17 protein-coding genes are annotated in these 16,996 nt (G+C 62.9%); 14 read left to right on the plus strand and 3 right to left on the minus strand.

Going from position 1 to position 16,996, the window contains the following annotated elements; all coding sequences use genetic code 11:
* Positions 1 to 24 precede the first annotated feature (24 nt).
* On the plus strand, positions 25 to 972 hold the full coding sequence (locus ACERJA_RS09310; RefSeq protein ID WP_373607922.1) for a carbohydrate kinase: 948 nt from the start codon (positions 25 to 27) through the stop codon (positions 970 to 972).
* Between the two features lie 6 nt (positions 973 to 978).
* Here the strand turns inward: ACERJA_RS09310 and ACERJA_RS09315 are convergent, their stop codons facing one another.
* Positions 979 to 1,830 (minus strand): hypothetical protein, encoded by an 852-nt coding sequence (locus ACERJA_RS09315; RefSeq protein ID WP_373607923.1) that lies wholly within the window; start codon positions 1,828 to 1,830, stop codon positions 979 to 981.
* Positions 1,831 to 2,027: 197 nt separating this feature from the next.
* On the opposite strand from ACERJA_RS09315, the gene ACERJA_RS09320 reads away from it, so the two are divergent.
* From ACERJA_RS09320 to ACERJA_RS09360, 9 genes are all read left to right on the plus strand, one after another.
* Entirely contained in the window at positions 2,028 to 3,104 is a 1,077-nt protein-coding gene (locus ACERJA_RS09320) for a TrmB family transcriptional regulator (RefSeq protein WP_373607924.1), read from the plus strand.
* Positions 3,105 to 3,283: 179 nt separating this feature from the next.
* Positions 3,284 to 4,747 carry an extracellular solute-binding protein gene (locus ACERJA_RS09325; RefSeq protein WP_373607925.1) on the plus strand — a complete coding sequence of 488 codons (1,464 nt, stop codon included), beginning with the start codon at positions 3,284 to 3,286 and terminating at the stop codon, positions 4,745 to 4,747.
* A gap of 2 nt (positions 4,748 to 4,749) precedes the next feature.
* Positions 4,750 to 5,763 (plus strand): carbohydrate ABC transporter permease, encoded by a 1,014-nt coding sequence (locus ACERJA_RS09330; RefSeq protein ID WP_373607926.1) that lies wholly within the window; start codon positions 4,750 to 4,752, stop codon positions 5,761 to 5,763.
* Between the two features lies 1 nt (position 5,764).
* Positions 5,765 to 6,763 carry a carbohydrate ABC transporter permease gene (locus ACERJA_RS09335; protein WP_373607927.1) on the plus strand — a complete coding sequence of 333 codons (999 nt, stop codon included), beginning with the start codon at positions 5,765 to 5,767 and terminating at the stop codon, positions 6,761 to 6,763.
* Positions 6,764 to 6,765: 2 nt separating this feature from the next.
* Positions 6,766 to 7,968: an ABC transporter ATP-binding protein gene (locus tag ACERJA_RS09340; RefSeq protein ID WP_373607928.1), complete on the plus strand. Its 1,203-nt coding sequence runs from the start codon at positions 6,766 to 6,768 to the stop codon at positions 7,966 to 7,968.
* The gene (locus ACERJA_RS09345; protein ID WP_006067445.1) at positions 7,961 to 8,164 is read left to right on the plus strand and encodes a hypothetical protein; all 204 of its coding nucleotides are present in this window, start codon (positions 7,961 to 7,963) and stop codon (positions 8,162 to 8,164) included. The genes ACERJA_RS09340 and ACERJA_RS09345 overlap by 8 nt, the downstream gene beginning before the upstream one ends.
* A gap of 60 nt (positions 8,165 to 8,224) precedes the next feature.
* On the plus strand, positions 8,225 to 9,307 hold the full coding sequence (locus ACERJA_RS09350; RefSeq protein ID WP_373607929.1) for a Gfo/Idh/MocA family protein: 1,083 nt from the start codon (positions 8,225 to 8,227) through the stop codon (positions 9,305 to 9,307).
* A gap of 154 nt (positions 9,308 to 9,461) precedes the next feature.
* A complete protein-coding gene (locus ACERJA_RS09355; RefSeq protein WP_373607930.1) occupies positions 9,462 to 10,424 on the plus strand; it encodes a sugar phosphate isomerase/epimerase family protein in 963 nt (320 codons plus the stop codon).
* A gap of 103 nt (positions 10,425 to 10,527) precedes the next feature.
* Positions 10,528 to 11,745 carry a Gfo/Idh/MocA family protein gene (locus tag ACERJA_RS09360; protein ID WP_373607931.1) on the plus strand — a complete coding sequence of 406 codons (1,218 nt, stop codon included), beginning with the start codon at positions 10,528 to 10,530 and terminating at the stop codon, positions 11,743 to 11,745.
* Here the strand turns inward: ACERJA_RS09360 and ACERJA_RS09365 are convergent.
* Positions 11,738 to 11,986 (minus strand): hypothetical protein, encoded by a 249-nt coding sequence (locus tag ACERJA_RS09365; protein ID WP_006067440.1) that lies wholly within the window; start codon positions 11,984 to 11,986, stop codon positions 11,738 to 11,740. The genes ACERJA_RS09360 and ACERJA_RS09365 overlap by 8 nt on opposite strands.
* 148 nt (positions 11,987 to 12,134) lie before the next feature.
* Here ACERJA_RS09365 and ACERJA_RS09370 point away from each other — a divergent pair, with 148 nt between their 5' ends.
* The 4 genes from ACERJA_RS09370 (at position 12,135) to ACERJA_RS09385 (ending at position 15,798) form a co-directional block, all read left to right on the plus strand.
* Positions 12,135 to 13,367, plus strand: a complete 1,233-nt coding sequence (locus tag ACERJA_RS09370; protein WP_373607932.1) for an HD domain-containing protein — start codon at positions 12,135 to 12,137, stop codon at positions 13,365 to 13,367.
* Positions 13,368 to 13,457: 90 nt separating this feature from the next.
* Positions 13,458 to 14,471, plus strand: a complete 1,014-nt coding sequence (locus ACERJA_RS09375) for an alcohol dehydrogenase catalytic domain-containing protein (RefSeq protein WP_373607933.1) — start codon at positions 13,458 to 13,460, stop codon at positions 14,469 to 14,471.
* Between the two features lie 238 nt (positions 14,472 to 14,709).
* Positions 14,710 to 15,480 (plus strand): NAD-dependent epimerase/dehydratase family protein, encoded by a 771-nt coding sequence (locus ACERJA_RS09380; protein WP_373607934.1) that lies wholly within the window; start codon positions 14,710 to 14,712, stop codon positions 15,478 to 15,480.
* 96 nt (positions 15,481 to 15,576) lie between these two features.
* Complete coding sequence (locus ACERJA_RS09385) at positions 15,577 to 15,798, plus strand: hypothetical protein (RefSeq protein ID WP_373607935.1); 222 nt, start codon at positions 15,577 to 15,579, stop codon at positions 15,796 to 15,798.
* Between the two features lie 16 nt (positions 15,799 to 15,814).
* Here ACERJA_RS09385 and ACERJA_RS09390 read toward each other — a convergent pair whose 3' ends face one another.
* Entirely contained in the window at positions 15,815 to 16,897 is a 1,083-nt protein-coding gene (locus tag ACERJA_RS09390; RefSeq protein WP_373607936.1) for a glutathione S-transferase family protein, read from the minus strand.
* Positions 16,898 to 16,996: the final 99 nt, after the last annotated feature.

Genomic DNA, 16,996 nt, shown 5'->3' on the forward strand with positions numbered 1-16,996 from the left:
CCGAGGGACAGCGAACGAAGCGGCGTGTCCCACGACGTACTGATCGCCGGCGAAACGCTGATCGACTTCCTCCCGGCTGCTTCAGGCCCGATCGACGCGGTCGAGGAGTTCGAACGACGACCCGGCGGCGCACCTGCAAACGTCGCCGTGGCCCTCGCTCGACTCGAGCACACGCCAACGTTCTGGACCCGGGTCGGCGACGATCCCTTCGGTCGGTACCTTCGTGATGCGCTCTGCGATCATGGCCTCTCGGATCGATACGTCGAACTGGATCCCGATGCGAAGACCTCACTCGCCTTCGTCACTCACGACGAAACCGGCGACCGTGAGTTCTCATTCTATCGCGACGGCACCGCCGACACGCGCCTCGAGCCAGGACGGATCGACGACGACGTTCTCGCGGACCACGAGTGGGTCCACGTCGGCGGCGTCACGCTCTCGAGTGGCCGGTCTCGAGCAGCGACCCTCGAGTTGCTCGAGCGGGCCACTGAACGAGGCTGTACCGTCTCGTTCGACCCCAACGAGCGCCCGGAGCTGTGGGCGGACGACGACACCTACCGACGCGTCGTCCGCGACGCACTCGCGACTGTCGACGTGCTGAAAGCCACTGCGGGCGAACTCGAGCGACTCGGCTTCGAGGGCGACACCGCCGAAGCGATCGCTCGAGACGCGATGACGGCCGGCCCGTCGGTCGTCTTCGTCACGCGCGGCAGTGAGGGGGCGATTGCTGTCGCCGACGACGGGACGCCGTGGGCGGGCACAGCGTCCCACCCCGGCTACGAGCCCGACGTCGTCGACACGACCGGCGCGGGGGACGCCTTCGTCGCCGGCGCTATTGCTGGGTTGCGCGAGGATCGTGATCTGGCTGAGACGCTCGCCTTCGCCAACGCCGTCGGTGCCGCCGCGACGACGGCTGCTGGCGCGATGACGGCGCTGCCGACTCGAGCGGCTGTGACGTCGTTCGAAGACTGAACACGCTCAGCGTTCCGCGTCGTCGAACGTGAAAAACCGCTCGTCACAGGCGGGACAGATCAGCTTTTCCGACGGCGTCTGACCAGCTGGCGTCGTTTCACCACAGCAACTCGACTGCGTGACAGTCAACGGACCGTCACAGAGCGGACAGTGCTCGAGCAGCGAGCGCATCGGTCGGCCGGCGGCGCGACGAACCGGGGCGGCATCGACGTGGGACTCGAGGGCGCACACGGCGGCGAGTTCGGTGACGGCGACGCTCCGCCGAAGCGTGACGGGAGCGCCCCCCTCACGCTCGAGGACGAGCACCGGCCGTCCCCAGTTACGGCTCGCACGGGCCTCGACCGACGACTTGGTTTGACTGTCGGCAACCTGTGCGAGCGTGGCCAGTTCCGCTTCTCGAAGCGTTTGCATCTCGCGTCGCCAGTCGTCGCGAACGTCGTCTGCGAGCCGAATGTCGTCTCCCTCGGGGACGAGAACACCGGCCTCGAGGAGTGTCCTGAGAACGTCTTCGCCGGTTGGCTCGGCTGCACTGGTCGTCCCGTCGGCTGTGTCGGCTGTGGTACTCGAGTCCGACAGCGACCCGCTGGCGGCGGCTGGCTGCCCGTGATCGAACGGAGCGATTGGGAGCGCGGCGACGAGCGCCGGCGCGAATCGCGGCGTGTACGGCACGACGTAGCCACGAAGGGCGATCGCTGCCGTGCCGACGACGGCAACTGCTCTGGCGATGGTCCGTCGACCCAAGAGGGAGAGTGTGCCGACGAGAGCGGCCAGCAGGACGCTGTTGGTGATCGTACACGGCCAGCATCGGTTCTCGCCGGTGTACTCGCGCCGTCGAAGGCGATCGAAGAGATCGGTCATGGGCCATGCGTTCCGAGTGAACTGTCTTGAGTGTAGCGCCAGCAGTAGCTTTTTTTGTAACAGGTCTAAGGTTCAGCCAGTGATGAACACGCGTTCGATAGTGACCCGACCAGCAACGCTGAGTGACCGCCAGCGTCACTCGTCAGCCTGCCGACGGCCGAGCGGTCTCCAAGCGCCACTGCAGGTGAGAGTTTCCCATGGACAGTGACGAACTCACCGAGACACTCGAGGACGCGGGCCTCTCGCCGTATCAGGCCGATGCGTTCGTAACCCTGCTGGGACTGGGTTCTGCCTCGGCGACCGACATCGCACAGGCCAGTTCGGTTCCCGACCCGCGTATCTACGACGTCCTACGTGACCTCGAGGACGCCGGCTACATCGAAACCTACGAACAGGACAGCTTGCACGCTCGAGCGCACGATCCGGCGGACGTACTCGCGGATCTCCGCTCGCGCGCCAACCGATTCGAGACTGCAGCCGAGGAGATCGAAGATCGCTGGAGTCGACCGGATCTCGAGGATCACAAAGTCAGTATTGTCAAACGACTCGATACCGTCTTGGCGCAGGCCGACGAGCTGATTCGGGCGGCGACGAACCAGGTTCAGATCGGCCTGACACCGTCGCAGTTTCGTGATCTCTCGGATGCGCTCGAGACCGCGACCGAAAACGGCGTCGACGTGAAGGTCTGTCTGTTCCCACAGACGGGGGCCGAGCCGGAGCTCCCGTCGACCGACGAGCTTTCCCGGGCGTGTACGGAGGCCCGCTACCGAGACATTCCGTCGCCGTTTCTGGCGTTGATCGACCGGTCGTGGACGTGTTTCTCACCGCACGGCGGGTCGACAAACGAGTACGGCGTCATCGTCGATGATCGGACCCACGCGTACGTTTTCAACTGGTACTTCCAGACCTGTCTCTGGGAGGTCCACGAGACGATCTACTCGGCACGCGACGACGAGTTGCCGATCACCTACGTCGATCTCCGGCAGTGTCTCCGGGATGTCGTCCCACTGCTCGAGGACGGCCGGCAGGTCGATGCGACGGTCCACGGCTTCGAGACGGATACAGGCCACGAGGTGACCCTGCACGGGACGATCACGGACAGCACCTACGCTGGAGTCTCGACGAGCGACGAGCGTGAGACGCCGCTCACACAGCTGGCAGGCGAAGCCTCGCTGACGCTTGCGACCGACGACGGAACGTACACTGTCGGTGGCTGGGGTGCGATGATCGAGGATTTCGAGGCGAGACGGATCACGATCGAGTCGATCGACTGACTAAGTTTCGTTCCGATTGCTGTACCGAGACCGAATCAACGGTGAGCTATCGGTACAGACGTTGTGTATCCAATTCTGGAACAGCTCTTGCACTCGCTTTCCTCCGAGTAGTTTGGTTAACTACACCTGTTGTACCTCACCAGTAATTATAAATAGCAGAGACTGTCATATTCTTTCCTATGAGTGATAGATACTCACAGGGGAATGAGAAAATCAACTCGAGCGTCTCACGGCGGACGTTCGTCAAGGCAGCGGGCGCAGGCGGGGCCGCAGTCGGTCTCGCGGGCTGTATCTACGGCGACTCGGCGTCAGAAGACGCCGTCGTCTGGGGCTTCGACCCGAACGCCGAGGACGCAGTCGGTGACGAGATCATCGAACTTCTCGAGGAGAACGGAGCCGACGGGATCGACATCCAGTTGCAACCCGGGGACGAGGACACGGACGACCGACGGGACTCGTACACGAACCTGCTGCAGGCTGAGGAAACCCAACCGGACCTGTTCTTGATGGACAACGGCTGGGTAAACGTCTTCATCCAGCGTGGCCACATCGCTAACCTGAGCGAGGAACTCGACGACGAGGACCTCTCGCTTGTCGAAGACGAGTACTTCGAGTCCTTTACCGAGACGGCTCGCGATCCAGAGACGGGTGATCTCTACGGCGTTCCGATCTTCCCGGATTACCCGACGATGCAGTACCGCAAGGACTACGCCCGGGAGGCCGGCTACGACGACGACGACTTCGAGGAGTGGGCCACCGAGCCGATGACCTGGCAGGAGTGGGCCGGGATCACCGAAGAGATCGTCGAGGCCTCCGACGCGGAGTACGGGCTCGCGACCCAGTGGGACCAGTACGAGGGAACCGCTTGCTGTACGTGGAACGAGGTCATGTCCTCGTTCGGTGGCGCGTACTTCGGCGGCTTCGACAACCTCTTCGGCCCGGTCGGCGAGCGCGACGTGACCGTCAACGAACCCGAGTTCATCGAGGGGCTGCAGATGATGCGGACGTTCGTCGCCGAGGAGGCAGACGAACACACGCTCGAGGACGAGTACCCGCTCGGTCTCGCCACCTCGGATATCACCTCCTGGACGGAAGAAGACGCCCGTGAGGCCATCCTCGAGGGCGAGGCAGTCATGCAGCGCAACTGGCCGTACACGATCAGCGAAAACCTTGGGAGCGAAGATCACGATCTCACAGTCGACGACTACGGTGCGATGCCAATGCCCTACGCTGTGACCGAAGACGAGGCCGCCCAGCCCGGAACCGGTGGCTCGACGTCCGCACTCGGCGGCTGGCACATCGTCCTCAACCCTAACTCCCAGAACAAAGAGGAGGCGCTCGAGGTCCTCCGTGCGGCGATGACCGACGAGTTCAACCTCGGCATGTTCGATCTCTACGGCTGGATCCCACCGAAGCCGGCGCTGTTCGACACCGAGGACGCCGAAGCGGTCGAGCCGATGGGACACTACATGGACACGCTTCGAGTCGCCGGAGAGAACGCGATGCCTCGTCCCGTGACGACGGTCTGGCCGGACCAGTCCAGTCTCATCTCCGAGGAGGTCAACCTCGCCGTTGCCGGGGACAAAAGTCCTGAAGATGCAGCGGCGGATCTGCAGGACGGACTCGAAGACACGGAAGAGTAAGGATGAGCACAGAAGACCGGACGACTGGTCCCACCCGGCAATCGAATCGGTCGGGGCCGGTCGTCGCGATCACGCGCTGGATGGAGAACCTCGGCGAAACAGGGTTCGCCTACCTGCTGCTGACGCCGGTAATGCTCCTGTTGAGCGCAATCGCGCTGTATCCGCTCTTGCGGACGTTCGAGCTGTCGCTGTATCAGAACGTGCTCTCGGACCCGGAGTTCGTCGGCCTCGAGAACTACGTCCAGCTGTTCACCGGCGGTGCGAGCGCGCGGCTCCCCGGCTCGACGACGTTCTTACCCGGCGTGAGCACGAGCGGGAGCTTCCCGTTCGTCCACGTCGAGGGACTGCTCCGAAGCGCACTCGCGGTGACGCTGATTTTCACCGTCGTGAGTGTCTTCTTCGAAACGATCATCGGCTTCGGACAGGCGCTGGTCCTCGACCAGGACTTCCGTGGCCGACGCTGGGTCCGCGCCGCGATCATCATCCCGTGGGCGATTCCGATCGTCATTCAGGGAATGATCTTCTACCTGATGTTCCACCCGAGCGCCGGCTTCCTGACGGGACCACTTTCGAACTTGGGGATCATCGCGCCGACGAATACGCTCAACGATCCGTTCAGCTCGCTGTTGATCATCACGGTCGCGGACATCTGGAAGACGACGGCGTTCATGGCGTTGCTCATCCTCGCCGGGCTCCAGAGCATCGATCGGAGCCTCTACGACGTGGCGAAAGTCGCCGGCGCGACCAAATGGCAACAGTTCAAGCTGATCACGTTCCCGCTGGTGTTGCCCGCCCTCGGGATCGCAGTGTTGTTCCGAACCATCGACGCGATGCGGATCTACGGCCTTATCGACTCGGTCTCGGGCTGTACGACCGTTCCATCGCTGTCGTGTATGGTCGTCGCGACGTTCAACACGAACCGTGGCCTCGCGGCCGCCGTCGCGTTCGTCACGGCCGGCCTCATCGCGATCGCCGTGATGGGCGTCATCTACCAGCAGTACAAGGAGGGGCTCTGAGATGGGGACCGCATCCGACTCCGCTCAGACAGCCGACGACGAGATGGGACCACTCGAGCGGTGGACTCACGGCGTCGTCAACGATCAGGAAAAGCGCAACCGACTGTACAAAGCGCTGTTCTACGTTGCAGCGGCGTTTTTCCTCGTCACGACGCTGTTCCCGTTCTACTGGCTGTTAGTGTTGGCACTGACACCCAGCGTTCGACAGGCGGATTGGAACGTCTCCATCCCGCTGCTTGGCGAGGTCCCGTTCCCGACGCCACAGGGGTTCAACGTCCACGCGTTCGTCGAGGTGTTCCAGCAGGTGCCGTTCCACCTCTACGTGTTCAACAGCTTCGTGCTTGCGACAGCGACGACGATCATCGTCTTGCTCCTCGCGAGTCTCGCTGGCTACGTCTTCGGCCGCCTCGAGTTCCCTGGCCGCGGCCTGATGATGCTTGCCATTCTGGCGGTGTCGTACTTCCCGCCGGCGGCGTTCTTGATCCCGCTGTTCGATGCGTTCCTCGGGAACGCAGTTGTCGTTCCGTTCCTCGGGATTGAACTGTTCGAGCCGCCGCGGCTCGTCAACACGCCGGGCTCGATGATCATGCCCTTTAGCGCGTTGTTCCTCCCGCTGTCGATTTTCATCCTCACCACGTTCTACGCACAGATTCCGGACGGACTCGAGGATGCGGCACGCGTCGAGGGAACGACCAGACTGGGCGCGCTGTTTCGCGTGATCATGCCGCTTTCGGCACCCGGTGTCGCCACGGCAGCTGTGTTGACGTTCATCGCCGTCTACAACGAGTACTTCTTCAGCTCGATTATGGCGCTGAACAACCAGCCCGAGCAGTGGTCGCCACTGGTGGGCGGGATCTTGAGCTATCAGACCCAGTACACGACGGACTTCAATCTGATGGCAGCCGCCAGCATCGTCGGCGTGTTGCCCATGCTGGTCATCGTCGTGGTCGCACAGGAAAAGATCGTGAGCGGACTGACCGAGGGCGCACTTAAAGAGTAACCATGGCACGAGTACACTTAGACGACGTAACGAAACGCTACGAAGACATCATTGCCGTCAATGAGATGAACCTCGAGATTCGGGACGGCGAGTTCGTCTGTCTCGTCGGCCCCTCCGGCTGTGGCAAGTCGACGACGATGGAAACCATCGCCGGGCTGACGAAACCGACGGAGGGAACGGTGACGATCGGTGAGACAGACGTCACCAACCTGCCGCCGAAAGACCGTGGGGTCTCGATGGTCTTCCAGAACATCGCCTTGTTCCCCCACATGGACGTCTACGACAACATCTCCTTTGGCCTCCGACTGCGGAAGTACGACAAAGACGAGATCGATCGTCGTGTCCAGGAGGCCTCCGATGTCGTCCAGCTCGAGGGAATGTTAGATCGGGAGCCAAACGAGCTTTCGGGCGGGCAACAACAGCGCGTTGCGATCGCACGCGCGATCGTCCGCAAACCCGACGTCTTCCTGATGGACGAACCGCTCGCCAATCTGGACGCGAAGCTGCGCGTCCACATGCGCACCGAACTCCAGCGACTCCACAAACAGCTGGATACGACGATCATCTACGTCACCCACGACCAGGCCGAGGCGATGACGATGTCCGACCGGATCGCGGTCATCAACGCCGGCGAACTCCAGCAGATCGATCCGCCGCTGGTCTGTTACAACGAGCCGGCAAACCGGTTCGTCGCCGGCTTCATCGGTTCGCCGTCGATGAATTTCGTCGAAGGCGACCTGACTGGCGACGGGCTCACGACTGATCATTTCGATCTCGCGTTCGATCCAGCCGATCTCGACACGGCTGCCGATGACGTCACGATGGGCGTTCGCCCGGAAGACATCTACCTCGAGCGCGAGGCCGACTCGGAGACGAGCGTGTCCGAGACGATCGAAGCGCGAACGGACGTCCTCGAGCCGATGGGTGATGAGATCTTCATCTATCTCTCACTCGACGGCGCGAGCAGCGAGATGATGACCAGTGACGAGGCCTCGACCGCGTCGAACCAACTCCTGATGAGCGTCGATCCGGACACGGAGATCGAGGCAGACGAATCCGTGTCGGTCGTTCTCGATCGATCGAAGATTCACCTGTTCGAGACGGCTTCGGGCGAGGCGATCACGCACGGGATCGCTGACCTCTCGGACGGGACACCGACGGCGAGCGTGGCTCCGGAGGCCGAATCGGGAGGCCAACATGAGTGAGGTCGTCGCGCTCATCTACTACGGCGGGCTGACGGTCCTGTTTTTCTTCTGGATCTACGGGATCGTCTCGTTCGCACTCGACGTCAAAAACAAGATCATCCCCGTACTGCTGCAGTATCGACGCGCAAGAACCGAACGCAGCCGACAACAGGAACATGACAATGAGAGACAGGAACGAGAAGAGCAGTTGTACTGAGCGCAGCGATGACGCCCGGTCGCAGCGAGCCCCCGACGCGACCGAACCAGTGGAGGAGCGATGACATCGGAGCCGCCAGCTGTCCGAACCGGCATCGTCGGCCTCGGCAACATCGGACAGTATCACGCCGATCGACTCGAGGAACTCGGTGTTCCGATCGTCGGCGGGATGGACGTCTCGGCCGAGGCCCGCGACCGGTTCGCCGAGCGCTACGACGTCGATGTCTACGACGATCATCACGACCTCTACGACGTCGCCGACGCCGTCGTGATCACGACCCCGAACAAGTTCCACGAGGCCTACGCCGTCGACGCCTTCGAGCGCGATCTCCATACGCTCCTCGAGAAGCCACTGGCACACTCGGTCGAGAGCGCCGAACGGATCGCTGCGGCGGCTGAAACGACCGACGGCACGTGCATGATCGGCTTCAACAACCGGTTTCGAAACACGGTTCGACTCCTCAAAGAGCGGATCGAGGGCGGCGAACTCGGCGAGATTACCCACGTCGAGGCCAACTACGTCCGCCGGCGTGGCATCCCCGGCCGCGGCTCGTGGTTCACCCGGCGTGAGATCTCCGGCGGCGGCGCGCTCATCGACCTCGGCGTCCACGCCATCGACCTCGCGCTGTACTTGCTCGGCGAACCGACCGTTGAGGAGGTCTCGGGTGTCACCCGATCGGAGTTCGGCTCCCGTGAGGAGTATACGTATCTCGAGATGTGGGGCGACGACAGCGGCCCCGACGCGTTCGACGTTGACGACTCTGCCAGCGGCTTCATCCGCTGTGCGGACAACCGAACGATCTCACTCGAGGTCGCGTGGGCCACGAATCGGCCACCGACCCACGACTTCGTCGTCCGAGGAACGGAGGCCGCGGCCCGATTCGACCTACTCGAGAACGAACTCACGATCCATTCGGCGAGTTCCAACGGCGCGGATCACTTCGTCGACACGACGATCGAACCGAAAGAGAACGACCCGCACGCAGACGAACAGCGGGCGTTCTACGAGGCGATCGAGACAGGCCGTAAGACCGGTGGCGGCGTCGAGCAGGCGCTGACCGTACAGCAGATCGTCGACGCCATCTATCGCTCGAGCGAGGACGGTCACACGGTCGCGGTGAAAGAGCCCCCACGAGCTCACTAACCAGACGCCGGACACACGCACGTATTTGGCGTGGTCCGGACCAGCGTGTCCGCGCTGCGAGAGAACGACATCGGCCTGTAGAGGTATGTTTACAATTAAATTTCAATATCTAGTTCGATGAATTTATACCAACAAAGCTCTTCGATGTCCATGTATGGATATCGGTGTTCACACCCCACCACTGGCAGATGAATCGCTCGAGGGTGCCCTCGACTACCTTTCGAAGATCGGCGTCGACGCGATCGAACCCGGTGTCGGCGGCTACCCCGGCGACGCCCACCTCGTCCGTCGAGACTATCTCGACAACGAGGACGCCCAAGCCGACCTGCAGGATCTCCTCGAGGAGTACGACATGCGCGTCAGCGCACTCGCGACGCACAACAATCCGCTCCATCCGGACGACGAGCAAGCCGAAACTGCAGACACCGAACTGCGCGAAGCGATCCGTCTCGCCGACCAGCTCGGTGTCGACACCGTCACCTGCTTCTCGGGACTCCCGGCCGGCGGCCCCGACGACGAGGTGCCAAACTGGATCACCGCCCCGTGGCCGAGCGAACATGCCGACGCCCACGAGTACCAGTGGGACGTTGCGATCGAGTACTGGGCTGATCTCGCGGCGTTCGCCGACGACCACGGCGTCGACCTCGCACTCGAGATGCACCCGAACATGCTCGTCTACGAACCCCACGGGATGGCTCGCCTACGCGAGGCGACGAACGAACGCGTCGGTGCGAACTTCGACCCCTCACACCTGTACTGGCAGGGGATTTCGATCACCGACGCGATCCGATACCTCGGCGACGCGATCCACCACGTCCACGCCAAGGACACGCGGATCTACGAAGAACAGGCGCGTGAGAAAGGCGTCCTCGACACGACCGACTACGACGACGAGCCCAACCGGTCGTGGCTGTTCCGCTCGGTCGGCTACGGTCACGGCGAAGACCACTGGAAAGACGTCGTCTCGACGCTGCGGATGGTCGGCTACGACGGCGCCCTGAGCATCGAACACGAGGACTCGCTGACGAGTTCGCGGGAGGGACTCGAAAAGGCAGTCGACCTCCTCGAGCGAGCCGTCTTCCGCGAACAGCCCGGCGAGGCGTACTGGGCCGAGTAGCGTCTCGGCGCGCTTGACCGTTTCTCGAGCCGATTCGTCACGGATTGTGAGACTGTCTCCCGTGACGAAAAGCACTAACTACACCTATTGTGAATGAGTATGCATGACGCTCGAAGTCGGTGTACTCGGCTATCGGTTTATGGGGAAAGCCCACGCAAACGCCCTCTCGCGACTCTCGATGTTCTTCCCGGACGCGCCGGACGTCGAGCGCAGCGTACTCGTCGGTCGTGACGAGGATGCACTCTCGGACGCGGCGGAGCAGTTCGGATTCGAGTCGATCGCGACCGACTGGGAAGCCGTCGTCGACGATGTCGACGTCTTCTACAACCTCGGCCCGAACCACGTCCATGCCGAGCCCTCGATCGCCGCGCTCGAGGCCGGCACACCCGTGTTCTGTGAGAAACCTCTCGCACCGACGCTCGCCGAGGCCGAACGAATGGCCGACGCTGCCGCCGAGGCTGGCGTTCCCAACGGCACCGCGTTCAACTACCGCTTCGTCCCCGCGATCCAGCATGCCAAGGGGCTGCTCGAGGACGGCGAACTCGGCGAGGTTCGCCATGTCCGCGGGCGCTACCTCCAGGACTGGCTGGTCGATCCCGAGGCCCCGTGGTCGTGGCGAAACGACGCGGAGATGGCAGGGTCGGGTGCCCTGGGCGACCTCGGTGCGCATACGGTCGATCTGCTTCGATTCCTCGTCGGCGACGACGACCTCGCCGGCGAGATGGAACGCGTCAGCGGCCACCTCCAGACGTTCGTCGACGAGCGACCTGTAGAGAGCGAGACTCCAGCGGAGTCTCGAGGGAACGAAGACGGCGAAGCCGTCGAGCACGATGAGATGCGATCCGTGACCGTCGACGACGCCTACTCCGCGCAAGTCGAGTTCGAAAACGGCGCGATGGGGACTCTCGAGGCCTCCCGGTTTGCGACGGGGCATAAAAACGACCACACGATCGAGATTCACGGCTCGAAAGGCAGCCTGCGATTCTCCCTCGAGCGACTGAACGAACTCGAGGTACTGCGGGCCGACGAGAATCGCGGCTACGAGACGGTGCTGGTCACCGACGAGAGCGATCCGTACGTCGACCACTGGTGGCCGCCGGGACACGTCTTGGGCTGGGAACACACCTTCGTCCACGAGAACTACGAGTTCCTCAGCGCAGTGGCAAGCGAGTCGTCGGAGACGCCTCGAAACGAAGGCGGTGAAACCGCCGGAGCTGGTGATACGTTCGAACCCAGCTTCGCGGATGGTCTCGCTGCCCAGCGCGTGCTCGAGGCAATCGAAGCGAGCGACGAGAAACGTGAGTGGGTTTCGATCAGCTAGACTCGACGCGAATTACCGTATCGATCTCGTCGTATCGAACGCTGCTGTCAGTGGGTGAGTGGCCGTCGAGTTCCAGATACCCCGGTGTGATATCGGTCACCGTGCCGGTATGGTTCGGGTCGTCGCCGTCGGTCCGTTCGCGGTCCCAAATTTCGACGGTATCGCCCGTCGTCACGTGTTGACGGACGAGTTCCGCGGCGCGATTTTCGTCGGCGTCCGGCGGGATAGTGAGTTCGGTCATCGTCGGTCCGGAGAAGGGGCGCAAGCGGTGTAAGCACCGACTCGTCAGCGGCCGGGCGCTTTTAGGCCGTCGGACATAGTTGCCACTGAGCGTCACTGCACACCCTCTCGCACGACAGTTTTTCCGTGAGAGCGCCGAACCGGACAGTATGAAGACGATCAAGGACAGCGTCCACGACCACATCCGAATCGACGGTGTGGCTCGCGACCTCCTCGATACGCCCGAGATACAACGACTTCGTCGTATTCGCCAGCTTGGGACCGTCTCGATGGTCTACCCATCGGCCAACCACACCCGATTCGAACACAGTCTTGGTGTCTATCATCTCGCATGTGAGGCGCTCGAGTATCTCGACATCGATGGACGACAAGCCGAACGCGTCCATGCTGCTGCACTCTTACACGACGTCGGCCACGGCCCGTTCAGCCACAATCTCGAGTCGCTGACCCACCGTCGGACCGGCCGCTATCACGACGACGTCCACGAGCTGTTGACCGACGGCGCAGTTGGGGATGTCCTCCGAGACCACGATCTCGAGCCAGCCGCAATCGCCGACCTCGTCGCAGGCGAGGGCCGATTCGGACAGCTCGTCTCGGGTGAACTCGATGTCGACCGGATGGACTATCTCGTCCGAGACGCCCACCACACGGGCGTTCCCTACGGGACGATCGATCACGGCCGGTTGATCCGCGAGCTGACCTTCGTCGATGGCGAACTCGTGCTCGATGAGGGCAACGTCCAGAGCGCAGAGAGTCTGCTGGTCGCGCGAGCGTTGATGAATCCCACCGTCTACAGCCACAGCGTCGCCCGGATCAGTAAGGCGATGCTTCGCCGGGCGGCCGAACGACTGCTCGAGTCGTCACACACCGAGATCGATGCCGACCGACTCCAGCGGATGGACGATCACGATCTGATCGCCGCCCTGCGGAGATGTTCGGCGACGGGTGAGTTCTCGCGCCGGCTGGATCAGCGCGACCTATTCAAGCGAGCCGTGTGGGCTGAAATCGACGACGTCCCCGGCGGAATCATCGAGGCAGACCACGAGACGATCCGGGAGTTCGAACGCGAAATCGCCGCCGACGCGGATGTCGATCCGGAGTACGTGATTCTCGACGTCCCGGGTCGCCCCTCGATGAAAGAATCCACGACGCGGGTGATGGTCAACGGCGACGTTCGCCAGCTCGGGCAGCAGTCACCGCTGGTCGAGGCGCTTCGGGCGGCCCAGTACTCCCAGTGGCGACTCGGGATCTACTCGCCCGAATCGGATCGGGATCGAGTCGGCCGGGCTGCCGTCGACGTCCTTGGCCTCGATATCGATGGCGCGCTGGTCAGTGAGGTTCGAGACGGGCTGGACACGACGCTGGATCAGTTCGTCGACTAATCGCTACGATTGGAGCCACTGCGGTCGCTCGAGTACAAAGCCTGCTGCCGGCCCCTACGGTCTTTAGCATAGAGACCGTCTCCCAAACCGATGCGAGCTGCTGCCTTCACCGACCTGATCGGCCCGGACGGCGTAAGCGTGATCGACCAGCCGGACCCAGAGCCCGGCCCCGGCGAGGCCACTGTCGATGTCTCGGCCTGTGCGATCAACCGTCACGACCTGTGGATCCTCGAGGGGGACTCGGCGATGGTCGATGGCGACACACTGCCGTTCGTCACGGGGTTGGACGTGGCCGGCGTCGTCGAGGCAGTCGGCAACGACGTCAGTGGTGTCGAACCGGGCGACAGGGTCGTCCTCTGTCCGAACCAGACCTGTGGTACCTGTCGATTCTGCAGCGAGGGGCCGGAGAACACCTGCGAACGGTTTTCGCTGTACCACGGCGGCCTCGCCGAAACGGCGCGCGTTCAGGCAGATCGCCTCCTCGTATTACCCGACGACGTGAGCGCGACTGCCGCGGCCGCACTGCCGACGGCGTACATGACCGCCTTTCACATGCTCCGGCGGGCTGCCGTCGGCCCGGGCGACCTCGTCTTCGTCCCGGGCGCGACGGGTGGCGTCGGCGTTGCCACCGTCCAACTGGCGGCGATCCTCGGCGCTCGGACCATCGGAACGTCCTCGTCGGCCGAGAAACTCGATCGCGTGCGCAACCTCGGACTCGATCACTCGATTCACGCAACCGACCCCGAGGAGATTCGGGCGCAGGTCGCCGACATCGGCCACCCGGATGCGGTCATCAATCACCTCGGCGGCGAGTACACGCGGCTCGGCCAACAGGTCATGCGCCGCGGCGGGACGATGGTCGTCTGTGGCCGCACGGCCGGTACCGAGTCGACCATCGACGTGCCGGACCTCTTTCTCGGCCACAAGCGCGTCGTCGGCTCGACGATGGGAACCCAGGACGACCTGCGCAGACTCGTCGAATTGACGGCCGCAGGTACTCTCGAGCCGGCGATCGATCGGACGTTCGCGCTCGAGGAGACCGACGAGGCGTTTGCGACGATGCAAGACCGGGAGAGCGTCGGCAAACTCGTTGTCGAACCGTAGTCTCGCGTATCCGACCGGAAACGTGTGTCTGCCAGCCGACCGCTCCGTCGCCCGGTGGAAATCAACGGCGCATCCTCTGGGCGACCCCAAGCGACGGAAACACAGCGAGCCTCGGGATTTTAGGGGGCTTTCGATCTGTTATCGCACGCTCTTGAGACTGGTGTGTCTGTGCTGTATCCGCCGAGTAGCCGGAACGCGCTGGCCTGGCCTATTTTTGTCCGGCCGAGGTCATTCGTCTATGACGAACATCGCAATCACTGGCGCATCCGGACGGGTTGGTAACGAAGCCATCGAGGCACTCTCGGCCGACTCACTCACACTGTTTTCACACAGCGAAACCGAGGAGCTGGAGACGGAACCGATCGACATCGCGAACCGGGAGGTGTTCACCGACGCCCTTGAGGGACAGGACGTGTTGCTCCATCTCGCGGCCAACCCGGACCCGCGCGCCGAGTGGGATGCCCTCACTGGACCCAACATCGAGGGCGTCTACAACGCCTACGCGGCCGCCCTCGAGAACGACTTAGAGCGCGTCGTCTTCGCGAGTTCGAACCACGCGGTCAATATGGGCAACACCGTCTCGCCGATCCGGCCGGAGTCGACGGTCGGGAAGCCAAATATCGTTCGCCCGGACGAGACGATGGACCCGGACACCTACTATGGCGTTACCAAGGTCTTCGGCGAAGCGTTGGGCCACTATTACGCGACCCGGCACGGGCTCGACGTGGTCAACTTACGGATCGGGTGGTTGCTGTCTCGAGACGAACTCAGAGCGGAGTGTGCCGAACGCGATGCCGCCGGCGAGCGATACGCCCGCGCGATGTGGCTCAGTTCCGACGACTGTCAACGAGTGATCGATGCGGCCGTGACGACGACACTCGAGTCGAACCCGACGGTCGCCCACGGGATTTCGGATAACTCCGAGCGATTTCTCTCGCTGTCGGAGACGATGCTCGAGTTGGGATATCGGCCACAGGACGACTCGGCCGCCGTCCTCGAGGACCGTTGAGTGTCATCGTCACGGATCGTCTGCCAGCCTCCCGATTGTCCACGAGCTGATCACGGAACCGTAAGGTCGAATACCGGTAGCGTCCTACTGACGAACATGTCTACAAAAGTAGCCGACTCGACGGGCTACGGGCCGAACAGACAGATGTCGGTGTTCGGGTACATCATGGCTGGCGTCATGGTCATTATACTGCTGCCGCTGCTGCCGGTTCTCATCCCAGCATACGTGCTCTGGCGGGTGTTCGTCGCAGAGGAACCCGTCGAGCGAAGTTTCGAGACGTGGCGCAGGGATTCGGGTCGGTCACGGAACGGGTCGTAACGGTCGTTGTTTCAGGTTATTCCTCACTGCCAGCGCCGACCAGTGCTGACGGTGGGTCGCCCGGCAGTTCGTCGCGGCCGTGTGGCGCGTCGAACGCGAGGTCGGGACCGCGCGCGATGATTCCGTGTGGAGTCACCTCTGGATGGGTCGTGTAGTAGTGTTCTTTGATGTGGTCCATATGCACCGTCTCACCGATGCCGGTTTCACGGGTCGCTTCGCCCACGGGTCGCTCCTCAACGTTCGCGCCATTGAGGTGCTCCGTTCGGTTGGCGACGCCCGTCTGATAGAGATCACGAAGATACGGCCAGAGATGCTCGTACTCTCGGATGTACTGGACGTTGCACATGAAGTGCGTATGATAGACGTTATCGAACCTGACGAGCGTCGTGAACATCGCGATATCGGCTTCCGTCAGGCGGTCACCCGCGAGATAGCGCTGCGCTGCCAGTACGTCATCCCAGTGCTCGAGCGCCTCGAAGAGGTCGTCGATGGCCGCGTCGTAGGGTGCTTGCTCGGTCGCGAAGCCAGCCCGATAGACGCCGTTGTTGATCGGCTCGTAGATCGCGTCGAGAATCCGGTCGATTTCGTCCCGGTAGCCCTCGGGATAGAGATCCACGTCGTGTGTCGCATAATCGCCGAACTCGGTGTCGAACATCCGCATGATCTCTTTTGACTCGTTGTTGACGATGGTCTCTCGCTCGGTATCCCACAGCACTGGCACCGTCACACGACAGGTCGCGTTCGGATCTGCCTTGACGTACAGTTCGCGGAGGTACTCGACGTCGTGGACGTGATCGCGTGTACAGCCGTCCTTCCCGGGCGTGAACTGCCAGCCGTCGTCGCCACGGTAGGGGTCGACGACTGAGACCGAGATCGCGTCCTCGAGTCCCAGAAGGGCCCGTGCGATGATCGTCCGGTGAGCCCACGGGCAGGCGTAGGAAACGTAGAGGTGGTATCGGCCGGCTTCGGGCTGATACGTGGCGTCGGGATCGTCTCGAACCCAGTCACGAAATGGTGCCTCCTGGCGATCGAACGAGCCGTCGTCGCCGGCCGTCTCGTACGCGTCTGTCCGCCACTCGCCATCGACGAGCATGTTCATACTGCTCGTAGGGGCTGGCGGACACAAATGGCCTCGCTAACACTCGTGTTACCACCGAACGAGTCGTCGAAACGGGCCCGAACCGTCAGCCGAACTGAC

This window comes from Natronorubrum sp. A-ect3, from assembly GCF_041821125.1.
Classification (GTDB): Archaea; Halobacteriota; Halobacteria; order Halobacteriales; family Natrialbaceae; genus Natronorubrum; species Natronorubrum bangense.